Raw genomic sequence first — 13,410 nt, 5'->3', positions numbered from 1 at the left:
CTCTTGGCAGTCGCGGTCGCGCTCAATCCACCGGGTGGCCCGGCGAGATGGAGGTCGCCCCCGACAGCCGCAGCAGCGGCCCGTCGGCATCCTCGCGCTCGCCCCACGCCAGCGGCTCCAGGACGAAGCCGACGTGGTCACCGCCGTCGGTGCGCGACAGGACCGTACCGACGAACCAGGCCGCCGCCTCCTCCAGTACGACCGCCCCGCCGGCCTCTGTCCGCCAGGGGACCCGGGCGAACTTGTCCGTCCGGTCCCCGGTCTCGCCGCCGAACAGCTCGGCGAGAGCGTGCTGTTCGCGGGTGAGCAGATGCACGGCGAGCCGGTCTGCGGTGCGGGCCACCCGGTAGGTCCGGTTGGCCTTCGACAGCCACACCGCGTACCGCACGGGCCGGATGGAGCACTGGGAGGCGAATCCGACCAGACAGCCCGCCCGGTCGCCGTCCGCGGTGGCGGTCACCACGCACATGTCGGGGTCGAGCCGATCGATGAAGGCGTCCATGCCCGCCATCCTCTTCGATCAGCCGCCGCCCGTACGGGACTCCAGGTCGCGTCGTGTGTCGTCGCCGTACACACCGTCCTCGTCGCCGCGGATGCCGTACCAGAGCTGGAAGCGGGCCACCGCAGCGGTGAGGGCGGCGTCGTAGTCGCCGGAGGTGGAGCCGTGGGTGTAGACGTCCGGGATGCGCAGCAGCCGTTCCTGGAGGTCGGTCACCTCGGGGCCGCTGTCCCCCTCGCGCAGGGTGCCGGCCCCGTCGGGATCGGCCGCGCCCGGGGCACTCGGGGTCGCGGTGGGGGTCGGTTCGGCGGGCGCGCTCGCGCTGGGCTGGACGGTCTGCGGGGCGGCGTCCCCGCGACCCGGGAGCAGGAGCGCGCAGCCGAAGCCGATGAGGGCCGCGGCGGTCACGCCGGCGGCGATGGTGGTGCGGCGCAGTCCCGGCACCCGGCCGCGGGACGTGTCGCGCGGGCCCTCGTGGTCCCTGACGGGTGGCAGCTCCTGGGTCTCGGCCTCGGTCACGCCGGCCGGGCCGGGAAGTGCGACGGACTCGAAGCCGCCGAAGGTCTTGGGCGGCAGGTCCTTGAGCAATTCCGCGAGGGCGTCGGTGCGGCGGGGCCGCAGCACACGGACGGGTTCGAGGACCCGCCCGTCCGGCGACTGCCCTCGCTCGGGCGGTGTCGGCATTCCGCTCTCCTTCCGTCCCGTGTACACGGGTGTCCGCCGTTCCCCGGGGAGTGATACGGGGCGGCGGCGCCCGGAGTTCAGCGGGGCGGGCCCGTGCCGCGCGAAGGAAGGGTGACAGCACTCAGTTCCCCGAGTTGGCTGCACTGAGTGCCAGAGGGGCGCGTCAGGTGCTACGTTCCCGACCATGAGCTCCACGAAGCCGCCCATGCGGGACGCGCTGGTCGCCGCGGCGTTCCAGCTCTTCCTGGAGCGGGGTTACGAGCAGACCACCGTCGACGACATCGTGACGCTCGCCGGAGTCGGACGGCGTTCCTTCTTCCGGTACTTCCCCTCCAAGGAGGACGTGGTCTTCCCCGACCACGAGCGCTGCCTGGCCGACATGACGGCCTTCCTGGCGGAGAGCGAGGCCGGGTGCGAGCCGTTGCCCCGGGTCTGCGAGGCGGCTCGGCTCGTGCTGCGGATGTACACCGACAACCCGACCTTCTCCGTGCAGCGCTACCGGCTCACCAAGCAGGTGCCCGGCCTGCGCGCCTACGAACTGTCCGTGGTGTGGCGCTACGAGCGGGCCTTCGCCGAGTACCTGCGCGACAGCCTCGCCGGCCGGCACGACGGGACGCTCCAGGCCGACGTGATCGCCGCCGCCGTGGTCGCCGCCCACAACAACGCCCTGCGCTCCTGGCTGCGCACGGGCGGCCAGGGGGACGCGGTCGAAGGGCTCGACCACGCGCTGGGCTATGTGCAGTCCGCCTTCGGTACGACTCCGGCGCCGGCCCTCGACGACCGGTCCGAGGACGTGGTCGTGCTCGTCTCCCGGCGGGGCGCACCGCTGTGGCGGGTCGTGCAGGAGATCGAGTCGACGCTCGGGCGGGAGTGACCCACCCCTGTTCCGGCGCTTCCGAGCACCGACCCCCTCATCCGGAAGATAGGGGTACGCAGTGCCTTTACGCCTGACACTGAGTGCCATACGCTGGGCGCGTGCACGGTGGCACAGCGAACCGGGCATGTCCGTGCACGGTGACCGCGCACGGGGGATTCCGGCCGAGCGCAGGGAGTTGACCAGCGTGTACCACCACTCAGGCACCATGGCTCGTCAGTCAGTCGGCTCCTCGACGGGTCTTCTGGAGCCCGCCGCCCCGGCGACCGACGCGATCCTCTTCCAGCGCTGCGCCTGGTGCGCGACGGCGATGTACCACCGGCTGCTGTGCCCGGTCTGCCAGGGCAGCGAACTGCGCACCGAGCGCAGCGAGGGCGTGGGCACGGTCCGCCACTCCACGGTGGTGCACCGCAACACCCCCGCCGCGCGCAATGTGTCGCTGGTCGAACTGGCCGAGGGCTTCGTGGTCCGGGGCCGGGTCACGGGCCCGGCCGCCGCGATCCACAGCGGTGACCGGGTGCGCATGTCGACGGCCAAGGACCCGGTGCGCGGCGAGCCGGTCTTCCAGCTCGTCGACGAGCCCTACCGCGCCTGGAGCTGACGGGCCGCCGGTCAGCGGTCCGTCAACTCCGGCCTGATCAGCGGGACTTCGGGTCTCACCACGCGCCCGGTATCAACTCCCGCACCCGCACCGGCTGCCCCGTCCCGAAGCACCGGTTGGCCGCAAGGCCCACGCCCAGCGCCAGCGCGCCGTCCCGTTCGGTGGCCGTCGGATGCGTGGCGGCGCCGGTGTCCTCGTGCGCGGTTCCAGCCCCGGAACCCACGGGTCCGAAGAGCGCGTCGAGCATGCGTGGGTCTCCCCCGCCGTGGGCCTCGTGTGCGGTGACGAGCGGTACGTCGACCGGGGGCTGCCAGAGCGGCCGCAGGGTCAGGCGCGCTCCGCCCGCGTGATCGGCGGCGGTGTCCCCGTGCAGTGCCCCGCTCGCCGAGGTGATCCGGGTCAGGGGCGCCTGCCAGCGGCTCTCCTCCACCTCCAGTTCCAGCCGGCCCGCGCTGCCGTTGAACATGACCCGGTAGCCCTCCCACGGGGAGTACGCGGTGAGGTGGTACGTCATGGTCGCGCCCCGGGTGTGGCGGACCAGGAGCGCCATGTCGTCCTCGATGGTGACGGGCCCGTCGAAGACGTTGCGGTCGCGGACGTATCCGTCGTCCCGCTCGGCGTCCAGGTACAGGGCGCGCAGGGTGTCGTCGGCCGTGAGGTCGAGGGCGTAGGGGTCGTCGTCGGCCGGACTCTCCCCGTGCGCCCGGGTGTAGTCGCGGCGCAGGCCGTGGCGTTCGCCCGCCTCACGGCCGTAGAAGCCGAGCCGCCCGTAGCCGAAGACGTCCTGCGGCTCGTCGGCGAGCCACCAGTTGACCAGGTCGAAGTGGTGGCTCGACTTGTGGACCATGAGGCCGCCGCTCAGATGCTTCTCGCGGTGCCAGCGGCGGAAGTAGTCGGCGCCGTGCCGGGTGTCGAGGAGCCACTCGAAGTGGACGGAGAGGATCTCGCCGATCGCCCCGTCGGCGAGCAGGGCGCGGACCTTCTCGTGGACGGGGTTGAAGCGGTAGTTGAAGGCGACGGTGAGGGAGTTGCCGGTCTCCCGCACGGTGTCCAGGATGCGGGCGCAGCGCTCCGCGTCGACGGTCATCGGCTTCTCGGTGACGACCCGGCAGCCCGCCTTCAGGGCCGGGACGATGTAGCGGTCGTGTTCGGCGTCGACGGTGGTGACGACGACCTCGTCGATGCCCTCCTTGCCGAGCAGGTCGGCGAAGCGGTCGGGTTCCCAGCGGTCGGCGGCGGGTTCGCCCGCCTCGGTCAGCAGGCGGTTGTGGAAGGCCATGCGGGTGGGGCTGGGGTCGCACAGCGCGGCGACCCGGTGGCCGGGGCGGGCGGCGAGGGCCCGGGTGAACAGCTGGGCTCGGTGACCGGTGCCGACGACTGCTGCGCGGAGGTGGGGAGTTCGACTCATGGCAAGCGCCTCCCCCGTCCCGTTCTTCCCTAGTCCCCGCATCCCGTCTGGCTTGATCACGACGCTCGACCGTGCTCGATTCGCCCGCACAGACAACCCACAGACAGTGCTCCCCCGTCCTCCGTGACGCGAGAGGCGCCCGGTACCGAAGGGACGCCTGCGCTCAGGGTGTTGAGGAGAGAACCATTGACCGGAGCCCGGCGAATATGTGTGACCGCCGTGGCGGTACTGGCGGCCCTGGCGGGTTCGCCCGGACTGGCACAGGCCCAACAGCCGCAGGACTCGGGGCTGTTGAGCGCGAGACAGGACGACGGCCTGCCGCACGGCTGGCGGATTGACGGGAAGGGCACGGGGCGTGAGCTGGTCTGGCGTGCGCCCGAGCGCGTGCCCATGGGGGACGCGCGCGTGGAGTTCCGGTCGGGGAACCGGCTGCTCGGCGCGCCGCGGGCGGCGAAGGACGGGCGGACCTTCCGGCTCGCCCTCGACGAGGCTCGGCCCGCGCGGCTGAAGGACCTCCAAGTGACGGCGGCCGGGCGGCGGTTGGACGCGGCGGCCGAGGACGGCGGGAAGCCGGCCGGGCGCGCGGCGCGTCTCCCCGCGCAGGCTCCGGCGAACGCTGTCGACCCGGGCAGGCCGGGCTCGTACCGCACGGTCACCGGGGAGTACGACCTCGCCCCGGTGCGGCTGCCCGGGTACGCCACCCCGATCGAGATGCGCGCCCAAGTGGTCGCGCCGAAGGGCGCCACGGGCAGCCGGCCGCTCGCGCTGTTCCTGCACGGCCGCCACGCCACCTGCTACAAGCCGGGCAGCGAGGACGACGTGACCGGTGACTGGCCCTGCGCGGACGGCTACAAGCCGATCCCGAGCGACAAGGGCTATCTGGCCGACCAGCGGCTGCTCGCCTCCCAGGGCTATGTGACGGTCTCGATCTCGGCCAACGGCATCAACGCCCAGGACGGCGGCACCGAGGACGCCGGGGCGCAGGCGCGTTCCTCGCTGGTACGGCAGCACCTGGCCCGGTGGGCCGAGTGGACCGCCCACCGGTCCTCCGCCCCGGCCGTCGTGCGCGAGGCGGCGAAGGCGGACCTGTCCCGGGTCCTGCTCGTCGGGCACTCGCGCGGCGGTGAGGGCGTCAACCGGGCGGCCATGGACAGCCTCTACCCGCCGCCGGCCGCCCAGGACGGCTACCGGGGCCCGGTGCGCTGGAAGGTGCGCGGGACCGTGCTCATCGGACCGACGATCTTCGGCCAGAATCCGGTCGCCGACGTGCCCTCGGTGACGCTGCTGCCGGGATGCGACGGCGATGTGTCGGACCTCCAGGGCGAGGACTTCGTCGACGGGACGCGCGGGATCAGCCGGGGTGCCGCGCTGCACAGCGCGGTCTACATGGTGGGCGCCAACCACAACTTCTTCAACAGCGAGTGGACCCCGGGCGAGGCCGAGGCACCGGCCTCGGACGACTTCGGGTCCGACCCGGAGCAGCCGGACCCGGTGTGCTCGCCGGGTGCCGCGACCCGGCTGACCGCCGCCCAGCAGCACCGGGCGGGCTCCACGTACATCGCCGCCGCGGCCCGGCTCTTCGTCGCCGGGGACGGCCGGGTGCGTCCGCTGCTCGACGGGTCCGGGAAGCGGGCCCCGTCCGCCGACCCGGCCCGGGTGCTGACCCACGCGGTCGGCGGCCGCCGCAGCGGCGGTTTCCTGCCCGACGGCGGGGTGAAGGTGAGCGGGGCCCGGCTGTGCTCCGCGATCGACCCCGATCCGGCGGTGGCCTGCCTCGATCCGGAGGCCCCCGGGAGCTCCCCGCACTTCGCGTGGTGGGAGACGGAGAAGGAGACCGGCCGCGGCGCGGTGGCCCTGAAGTGGTCGGCGCCGGGCACGGCCGCGCGGGTCACTCCGGCCGAGCCGCTGTCCCTGCGCGGCTCCCAGCAGCTCTCGCTGCGGGTCTTCGTACCGCCGAACACGACCGGCACAAAGCTCGACGTGGCCGTCACCGACTCCTCGAACCGCCGGGTCACGCTGGGTCAGGTGCGGGTGGACGGGCTGCCGGGCTCCGCGAACACCTCCTCGTACTGGGCGCGCGAGGTGCGCGTGCCGCTGGCCGCGGCCGGACGGGCCGGGCTCGACCTCGGGCACGTCAAGTCCCTTGAGCTGACGCCTCGTTCGGCGTCGGGGCAGGCCTGGCTGATGGATGCCTGGGGCTGGGCTCCGGGTACCCCGGCGGTCCGGGCGGCGGCGCTGCCGCGGGTCGACGTGGGCCGCGTCAGCGTGCAGGAGGGCGACTCCGGCACCCGTACCTACCGCGTCCCGGTCGAGATCTCCGGGCACGGCAGCGGCCAGGTCCGGGTGTACGTCCTCGACCCGGGCACCGGGCGGACCGAGAACCGGCTGGTCACCGTGCGGCCAGGCAGCCACGCGATCGACGTGCCGGTCGAGGTGAAGGGCGACACGGCCTACGGCGAGGACGTGCGGCACGACATCGCCGTCAAGGCCGTCCGCAACGCCGTCGTCGGCAACCACCGGGGCGGGGTCACCGCGCTGAACGACGACCCGGCGCCGGTGGTCACCCTGACGCCGGTCGCGGACCGGGTGGCCGAGGGCGAGGCGCTGACCTGGCGGCTGTCCCTGGACAAGCCCTCGACCGTGGACTTCTGGCAGCCGCTGCGGGTGCTCCCGGTCACCGAGGGCGCCGAGCTGTCCACCAAGGACGTGGACCCGCGGTGGCTGGCGGAGTGGGCCGGTGACGTGCCCGACCCCGAGCGGCCGCTGTCCGCGGCGAACCTGTGGGTGTGGCTGGTCATCCCGGCCGGGAGCACCGGCGCCGACTTCTCGGTGCCGACCGTCCACGACCAGGTGGCCGAGCCGGTCGAGTCGATGCGCCTGGCGCTCACCGACAACGACGCCGAGCCGCTGCCCGACCGGCCGGTGCTGACCGGAACGGTGCTCGACGGGGCCGAGGCGCCCTGACCTGTGCGGGGCCCGGGATTCCGGGCCCCGCCTCTCACAGCGTCACGCGGATCCCGACCGTGCCGTCCAGCCCCCGGCGCAGCCTGCTGCCCAGCAGGGTGAGGCGCCCGAAGACGCCGTACTTGCGGGCCAGGAGTTTCCGGTAGCGGGCGGTGGTCGGGGCGTCGCAGATCTCGGCGGTGGCCGGGACCTGGTCGCCGGTCGGGTTGCCGCGTACGTCGCAGGGGCCGACGAGGACGTCCGAGCGGGCTCGGATGCGCTTGACCTTCCAGGCGTCGGCGGCCGACCAGACGCCCAGCGCGTCTCCGTCGCGGATCACCCACACAGGGGTGGCGACCGTGGTGCCGTTCTTCCGGTAGCTGGTGAGCAGCAGGTACTTGCCCGAGCCGAGCCGCTCCAGCGGCGTGTCGTCCATGCCGGGAAGTGTAGGCGGCCGGTGCCCGGGGCGGCCCGGCGCTCCTCGCCGGACCCTCCTGACACCCGATCACCGGCTGTCGTGAACGCGCCCGGCCCGGGCCACGTATGCAAGGAGGGCGCTCAACGACCGGAGGGCCCCGCGGTGTTGACACCGCTTGTTCTGGTTCGGGAGCCATGCATGAGGCACGCACGACGACGGGTCGTCCGGCGGGTGACACGGCTGGCGGCAGTCGGCGGACTCCTCCTGGGAGGCGCGATGGTCACACGGGCCGTCGCGAGCGAGCCTCCCGCCACCACCGTACCGCGCACCTACGCGCAGGAGGCAGGGCAGACAGGGGCCGATCTCGTGTCCGAACTCGGCTCCTCCCGTACGGCCGGGACCTGGATCGGTGCCGACGGCAAGCCCGTCGTCGCGGTCACCGACGAGAGGACGGCCGCCGAGGTGCGCCGGGGCGGGGCGAAGGCGAAGCTCGTCGAGCACAGCATGGACGACCTCAAGTCGGCGGCGAAGACGCTGCGTTCGGCCCCCCGCGTCGCCGGGACGGCCTGGTCCATGGACTACCGGACCAACCAGGTGGTGGTGCAGGGCGACAGCACCGTCTCCGCGTCCGACTGGTCGCGGATGACACGGGTCGCGGACGGCATCGGCGGGTTCGTGAAGACGGAGCGTACCGAGGGCACGTTCACGCCGCGGCTGAACGGGGCGCAGCCGATCCTGTCGACCGGCGGACGCTGTTCGGCGGGCTTCAACGTGACCAACGGCCAGAGCGACTTCATCCTGACGGCCGGTCACTGCGGCCCGACCGGTTCGATCTGGTTCGCGGACACGGGCGGCACCAACCAGCTGGGCAAGACGGTCACGCAGAGCTTCCCCGGCAACGACTTCTCGCTGGTGCAGTACGCGAGCGGCAAGGCGGGGGACGGCGCCGGGGTCGTGTTCATCGGCAACGGCAAGGGTGTGCAGATCACCGGGGCGGGTGATCCGTCCATCGGCCAGCGGGTGTTCCGCAGCGGCAGCACGAGCGGCCTGCGCGACGGTCAGGTGACGTCGGTCAACGCCACGGTGAACTACCCGGAGGGCACGGTCACCGGGCTCATCGAGACGAACGTGTGCGCCGAGCCCGGGGACAGCGGCGGCCCGATGTTCTCCGAGGGGATCGCGCTCGGCATCACCTCGGGCGGCAGCGGCGACTGCACGCAGGGCGGGACGACGTTCTTCGAGCCGGTGACGAAGGCGATGAAGGAACTCAACGTGCAGCTGATCGTGTCGAACCCGGCGGGTGCGGCCGGGTCGCCCTCGTCGGCGCCGTCGGCCTCCGGCAACCAGGGTTCGATCGCTCCCGGCTCCGCCTCCCCCGGTTCGTCGGCGGCGGTCGACGGAGCGCAGGGCACCCCGCTGCTGAGCCGCCTCACGGACACCCGGAACATCGGTCCCGGTCTGCTGGTCGTCGGGGGAAGCCTGATCGCGCTGGTGGCGACACGGTACATCCGCTCGGAGCAGGACCGCAGGGCGTATCAGCGCTACTACTCGGCGACTTGGGGCTGAGGGCTCACCCCGGCCCCGGCCCGATCAGCCGAGGCTGAGCAGCAGGGTCGCGACGGCCGCCCCCGCGAGACCCGCCAACTGCCTCCGGCCGAGCCGCTCGTGCAGCAGGGCGAGTCCCAGGATCACGGGCAGGGCCGGGTACAGGGAGGCGAGGACGACGGCGACGGCCAGCAACTGCCGCTGGGCGGCGAGCAGATACAGGACGAGCCCGAGGGCGGCACCCGCTCCGACGAGGACCGCCTGGGCGGACCGCACGGGCGGCAGGCGCAGCCGCCGGGGATGCCGGGCGGCTGCGGGCAGCAGGACCAGTACGGCGGCCACCCGGCCGGCGGCGACCGGCCAGAGTCCGCTCGACGCACCGGCCTGGGCGAGGGCGATGTACTGGAGGGCGACTCCGGCGCTGGCCAGCAGTCCGTCGGGGACTCCCCCGCTGCTGTCGGTGCCGCCGCCCGCGACCATCCACAGCGCGGGCACCGCGAGCACGATCCCCAGCCAGGCCACGACGGTCGGCCGGTCTCCGAGCAGCACTCCGCACACCACGGAGAGCCCGACCCCGGTGACGGCGCTGACGGGCACGACCACGCTCATCGCGCCGTGGCTGAGGCCTCGGTTGAGGAAGTGCATGGCGGCGCCGCTTCCGACTCCGGAGAGCGCGCCCCACAGCAGGTCGACGGGGTGCACGGCGTCGGCGGGCAGGAGCAGAGCGGCCGTGGCGGCGAGCAGCAGGCCGCCCAGTTGGCCGAGGAAGGTTACGGCGGCGAAGTGCACGCGGCGGGACAGCAGGCCGCCGGTGAAGTCGACGATGCCGTAGCAGACCGCCGAGGCCAGTGCGAGAAGAGGGCCCATCCCGTCCGGGGTGCCCAGGGACGGGGCGATGATGCCCCGAGGTGGTGCTCGGGGCTCAGGCCGCCCGGACCGGCTGCGGAGCGGCGGCGGCCCACTCCAGGACGAGACGCTGGTACTCCTCGCGCTGCTCGCCGCTCAGTGTCCCGCCCGCCCGGCGCCACAGGGCCCGGATCTCCTCGTTGACCTCGTCGGCCGATCGATCGGTCACGGGTTCAACAGTGGTGGACATGATGTGAAGCATACGGCTCCGGACGTGAAGGCACCGTGAGTAATCACGGCAGAAAAGGGCATATCGGACCGTGTTACTGATCACGTCCATCTGTCAAGGACCGTGGCCCCGTTCACACCTCGGCCACACCCAGGACCAGCACCTGGATCGCCAACACCGCTGCCCCGCGGGCCCAGTCGTGGAAGTCGGACACCCGGGTCTCCAGGTCGATCGGGGCGGCGAGGGGGTGCCGGTGGGCGCGGACGGTGTCCTCGACGGTCCTGGCGGCCACGTCCATCAGTCCGACGCCCTCACCGGCCAGCAGCATCTTCTGCGGCATGGCGAAGTTGGCGATCTGGGCGACCAGCACACCGAGTGCGCGTCCGGCCTCGTCGACGACCCGGGCGGGCATGGGCTCGCCGGCGGCGGCGAGGGCGAGGATCTCCTCGTAGGTGTGGTCGCGGCCGGTGGCGGCCCGTACCTGGTAGCGGATGTTGGGGATGGTGAGCAGGGAGACGGCGCTGCCGCGGGTGCCGTCGGGGGTGAGCGGGCCGTTGGGGTCGATGATCCAGTGCCGCCCGAAGCCCCGGTCCTCCTCGGCGTACGGGACGCGTCGGCCGTTCAGGACGAGGCCGTAGCCGATGCCGGCGCCGATGGTGAGGACGACGAAGCGGTCGAGGCCGCGTCCGGCGCCGAACCAGGTCTCGGCCTCGACGAGGGCGGCGACGTCGTTCTCGACGACCACCGGCAACCCCGTGCGTTCCTCGACGAGTTCGCCCAGGGGCACGTCCCGCCAGCGCAGGAACGGCGACTCCCCGACCACGGCCCGCTCCTGGATGAAGCCGCCGACACCGATGCCGATACCGGCGAGCCGCGGGTGGTCGCGGGCCAGCTCGCCCGTCATCTCCGCGAGCAGGTCGGCGACCTGGGCCGGGTCGTGGCTGACCAAGGGTCGGTCGTGGCGGGCGACGATCTCGCTCCTGAGGGTGGTGACGACGCCGTAGACCATGTCCTCGGTGATCTTGAAACCGACGAAGGACCGGGACTCGGCGACGACGTCGAGGGGCTGCGAGGGACGGCCCTGGCGGACCTCGGCCGGGGCGCCCGCCTCGGGGACCTCGATCAGCAGGCCCGACTCGATGAGCGGTTTGGTCAGCCGGGTGAGGCTGCCGGCGGAGAGGTCGAGCCGGTGGGCGAGTTCGGTGCGCGACAGCGGGCCGTGGACGAGCACCTCGATCGCCACCGAGCGTTCACCGGTGCTCAGGGGTAGCCAGCTGGCGGCAACTGCGGTCATGAAGGTCAGACTCCCACATGATTTCTTTCACCGTAAAAGCAACGTCACCACGATATGGCCGTCGAGGCGGCCTGGAAAAGATGTTTGCGCACCCCTTGACGCATGGATTCTTCCGCCACAAAAGTAAGTGGCCGAGGATGAGCCGCAGCGGACGAGGGAGTCTCCCGATGACCATCGCCTCCAGCAGCCCCCCGTCGCGTCTGCCCCTGGGCGGCGCCGAGGGGGCCCGGACCGAACAGCGGGCGCGACGGGCCAGGACCCGCGAGGGGCGGGGCGACGGACGGCTCGCCGCGGTGTTCATCGCCCCGGCGATGCTGGGCTTCCTGGTCTTCCTGCTGTGGCCGACGCTGCGGGGGATCTATCTCAGCTTCACGCGCTTCAACCTGCTCACCCCCGCCGAGTGGGTCGGCCTGGACAACTACGACCGGATGGTCCACGACCCGATCTTCTGGGACTCGCTGAAGGTGACCGTCGAGTACGTGGTCATCAACATCGGGATCCAGACGGTCTCGGCGCTCGCCATCGCCGTCCTGCTCCAGCGGCTGACCCAGTCGGCGACGCTGCGCGGGATCGTGCTGACGCCGTATCTGATGTCGAACGTGGTCGCGGGCCTGGTGTGGCTGTGGATGCTGGACAACCAGCTCGGCATCGGCAACGAGATCATCTCGGCGCTCGGCTTCGACCGCATCCCCTTCCTCGCGGACGAGACCTGGGCGATCCCGACGATCGCCCTGATCAACGTGTGGCGGCACGTCGGCTACACCGCGCTGCTGCTGTTCGCGGGTCTCCAGGCGATCCCGAACGACATGTACGAGGCCGCGAAGGTGGACGGCGCGAGCGAGTGGCGGATGTTCTGGCGGATCACGATGCCGCTGCTCAGGCCGGTCCTGGCAGTCGTGCTGATCATGACGGTGATCGGTTCGTTCCAGGTGTTCGACACGGTCGCCGTGACGACCGCGGGCGGTCCGGCGAACGCGACCAACGTGCTCCAGTTCTACATCTACGGCGCCGCCTTCGGCCGTTTCCAGTTCGGCTACGCCTCCGCGATGTCGGTGGCCCTGCTCGTGGTGCTGAGCGCGATCACCGTCCTCCAGTACCGGATCACCCGCGCCGGTCAGAGCGACCTGGGCTGAGGGAGAGGAGACCGACATGGCTGCCGTGACCACGACCACTCGTATACGGCCCCAGGGGCGCCGTTTCACCCCTGGCAAGGTCGCCGCCTGGGCGGTGATGACCGCGATCGTGCTCGTCACCCTGCTGCCGTTCTACTGGATCCTGCGCACCGCGCTGTCCACCAACTCCGGCCTCGCCGCCCACCCCGGCGACCCGCTGCCGGTCGACCTCACCACCGGGGGCTTCGAGTGGGCGCTCGGGCTCCAGTCGACCAAGGAGGCGATCGCGCAGGGCGGCGCGGGCGGCGGGCTGAAGTTCTGGCGGTATCTGCTGAACTCGGTGGTCGTCTCGACGCTGATCACCGTCTGCCAGATCTTCTTCTCCGCGATGGCGGCCTACGCCTTCGCCCGGCTGCGCTGGCGGGGCCGGGACAAGGTGTTCGGGCTGTTCCTCGCCGGACTGATGGTCCCGGCGATCTTCACCCTGCTGCCGAACTTCGTGCTCATCAAGCAACTCGGCCTGGTGGACAACCTGTTGGGCATCGCGCTGCCGACGATGTTCATGACGCCGTTCGCGGTGTTCTTCCTGCGCCAGTTCTTCATGAACGTCCCGAGCGAGGTCGAGGAGGCCGCCCTGCTGGACGGCGCCGGGAAGGTGCGGATCTTCTTCCGGGTGCTGCTGCCGATGGCGTCCACGCCGGTCATGACGCTCGCGGTGCTGACGTACATCACGGCCTGGAACGACTACTTCTGGCCGCTGATGGTCTCCTACAGCGACAGCTCCCGCGTCCTGACCGTGGCCCTCGCGATCTTCCGGGCGCAGACCCCGCAGACCGGCACCGACTGGTCGGGCCTGATGGCGGCCACGCTCATCGCCGCCCTGCCGATGCTCGTGCTGTTCGGGTTCTTCGCCCGCCGCATCGTCGGCTCCATCAGCTTCACCGGGATCAAGTGAGG

At 72.1% G+C, this 13,410-nt stretch carries 13 protein-coding genes; 6 read left to right on the top strand and 7 right to left on the bottom strand.

Annotation, left to right across the window (positions count from 1 at the left end; translation table 11 throughout):
• Positions 1-22 precede the first annotated feature (22 nt).
• A complete protein-coding gene (locus tag G3I78_RS31795; protein WP_164430920.1) occupies positions 23-511 on the bottom strand; it encodes a flavin reductase family protein in 489 nt (162 codons plus the stop codon).
• A gap of 9 nt (positions 512-520) precedes the next feature.
• Positions 521-1,183 carry a peptidoglycan-binding protein gene (locus G3I78_RS31790; protein ID WP_164430918.1) on the bottom strand — a complete coding sequence of 221 codons (663 nt, stop codon included), beginning with the start codon at positions 1,181-1,183 and terminating at the stop codon, positions 521-523.
• A 205-nt stretch (positions 1,184-1,388) separates the two neighbouring features.
• On the opposite strand from G3I78_RS31790, the gene G3I78_RS31785 reads away from it, so the two are divergent.
• Together G3I78_RS31785 and G3I78_RS31780 are read left to right on the top strand one after the other, a co-directional pair.
• Positions 1,389-2,057 carry a TetR family transcriptional regulator gene (locus G3I78_RS31785; protein WP_164431218.1) on the top strand — a complete coding sequence of 223 codons (669 nt, stop codon included), beginning with the start codon at positions 1,389-1,391 and terminating at the stop codon, positions 2,055-2,057.
• 187 nt (positions 2,058-2,244) lie between these two features.
• Entirely contained in the window at positions 2,245-2,658 is a 414-nt protein-coding gene (locus G3I78_RS31780) for an OB-fold domain-containing protein (RefSeq protein WP_343243907.1), read from the top strand.
• 55 nt (positions 2,659-2,713) lie between these two features.
• Here G3I78_RS31780 and G3I78_RS31775 read toward each other — a convergent pair whose 3' ends face one another.
• On the bottom strand, positions 2,714-4,066 hold the full coding sequence (locus tag G3I78_RS31775; protein WP_164430914.1) for a Gfo/Idh/MocA family oxidoreductase: 1,353 nt from the start codon (positions 4,064-4,066) through the stop codon (positions 2,714-2,716).
• Between the two features lie 186 nt (positions 4,067-4,252).
• Here G3I78_RS31775 and G3I78_RS31770 point away from each other — a divergent pair, with 186 nt between their 5' ends.
• A complete protein-coding gene (locus G3I78_RS31770) occupies positions 4,253-7,030 on the top strand; it encodes a hypothetical protein (protein WP_164430912.1) in 2,778 nt (925 codons plus the stop codon).
• Positions 7,031-7,064: 34 nt separating this feature from the next.
• Here G3I78_RS31770 and G3I78_RS31765 read toward each other — a convergent pair whose 3' ends face one another.
• Positions 7,065-7,445, bottom strand: a complete 381-nt coding sequence (locus tag G3I78_RS31765; RefSeq protein ID WP_164430910.1) for a PPOX class F420-dependent oxidoreductase — start codon at positions 7,443-7,445, stop codon at positions 7,065-7,067.
• Between the two features lie 180 nt (positions 7,446-7,625).
• On the opposite strand from G3I78_RS31765, the gene G3I78_RS31760 reads away from it, so the two are divergent.
• A complete protein-coding gene (locus tag G3I78_RS31760; RefSeq protein ID WP_164430908.1) occupies positions 7,626-8,993 on the top strand; it encodes a S1 family peptidase in 1,368 nt (455 codons plus the stop codon).
• Between the two features lie 24 nt (positions 8,994-9,017).
• Here the strand turns inward: G3I78_RS31760 and G3I78_RS31755 are convergent, their stop codons facing one another.
• The 3 genes from G3I78_RS31755 to G3I78_RS31745 form a co-directional block, all read right to left on the bottom strand.
• Complete coding sequence (locus tag G3I78_RS31755) at positions 9,018-9,839, bottom strand: EamA family transporter (RefSeq protein ID WP_164430906.1); 822 nt, start codon at positions 9,837-9,839, stop codon at positions 9,018-9,020.
• A 55-nt stretch (positions 9,840-9,894) separates the two neighbouring features.
• Positions 9,895-10,080, bottom strand: coding sequence for a hypothetical protein (locus tag G3I78_RS31750; protein WP_125195550.1), 186 nt, complete (start codon positions 10,078-10,080; stop codon positions 9,895-9,897).
• A 100-nt stretch (positions 10,081-10,180) separates the two neighbouring features.
• Entirely contained in the window at positions 10,181-11,341 is a 1,161-nt protein-coding gene (locus tag G3I78_RS31745; protein ID WP_164430904.1) for an ROK family transcriptional regulator, read from the bottom strand.
• A 167-nt stretch (positions 11,342-11,508) separates the two neighbouring features.
• On the opposite strand from G3I78_RS31745, the gene G3I78_RS31740 reads away from it, so the two are divergent.
• Entirely contained in the window at positions 11,509-12,474 is a 966-nt protein-coding gene (locus G3I78_RS31740; protein ID WP_164430902.1) for a sugar ABC transporter permease, read from the top strand.
• 16 nt (positions 12,475-12,490) lie between these two features.
• Positions 12,491-13,408: a carbohydrate ABC transporter permease gene (locus G3I78_RS31735; RefSeq protein WP_164430900.1), complete on the top strand. Its 918-nt coding sequence runs from the start codon at positions 12,491-12,493 to the stop codon at positions 13,406-13,408.
• Positions 13,409-13,410: the final 2 nt, after the last annotated feature.

It is taken from the genome of Streptomyces sp. SID13726 (assembly GCF_010548375.1).
Lineage (GTDB): Bacteria > Actinomycetota > Actinomycetes > Streptomycetales > Streptomycetaceae > Streptomyces.
This window is presented reverse-complemented; position numbering and strand designations above follow the sequence as displayed.

What these genes read in the sequence shown, in the direction of transcription:
- G3I78_RS31795 (WP_164430920.1), bottom strand. Translation starts at nt 511, where the DNA reads ATGGCGGGCATGGACGCCTTCATCGATCGGCTCGACCCCGACATGTGC.
- G3I78_RS31790 (WP_164430918.1), bottom strand. Translation starts at nt 1,183, where the DNA reads ATGCCGACACCGCCCGAGCGAGGGCAGTCGCCGGACGGGCGGGTCCTC.
- G3I78_RS31785 (WP_164431218.1), top strand. Translation starts at nt 1,389, where the DNA reads ATGCGGGACGCGCTGGTCGCCGCGGCGTTCCAGCTCTTCCTGGAGCGG.
- G3I78_RS31775 (WP_164430914.1), bottom strand. Translation starts at nt 4,066, where the DNA reads ATGAGTCGAACTCCCCACCTCCGCGCAGCAGTCGTCGGCACCGGTCAC.
- G3I78_RS31765 (WP_164430910.1), bottom strand. Translation starts at nt 7,445, where the DNA reads ATGGACGACACGCCGCTGGAGCGGCTCGGCTCGGGCAAGTACCTGCTG.
- G3I78_RS31760 (WP_164430908.1), top strand. Translation starts at nt 7,626, where the DNA reads ATGAGGCACGCACGACGACGGGTCGTCCGGCGGGTGACACGGCTGGCG.
- G3I78_RS31755 (WP_164430906.1), bottom strand. Translation starts at nt 9,839, where the DNA reads ATGGGCCCTCTTCTCGCACTGGCCTCGGCGGTCTGCTACGGCATCGTC.
- G3I78_RS31750 (WP_125195550.1), bottom strand. Translation starts at nt 10,080, where the DNA reads ATGCTTCACATCATGTCCACCACTGTTGAACCCGTGACCGATCGATCG.
- G3I78_RS31745 (WP_164430904.1), bottom strand. Translation starts at nt 11,341, where the DNA reads ATGACCGCAGTTGCCGCCAGCTGGCTACCCCTGAGCACCGGTGAACGC.
- G3I78_RS31740 (WP_164430902.1), top strand. Translation starts at nt 11,509, where the DNA reads ATGACCATCGCCTCCAGCAGCCCCCCGTCGCGTCTGCCCCTGGGCGGC.
- G3I78_RS31735 (WP_164430900.1), top strand. Translation starts at nt 12,491, where the DNA reads ATGGCTGCCGTGACCACGACCACTCGTATACGGCCCCAGGGGCGCCGT.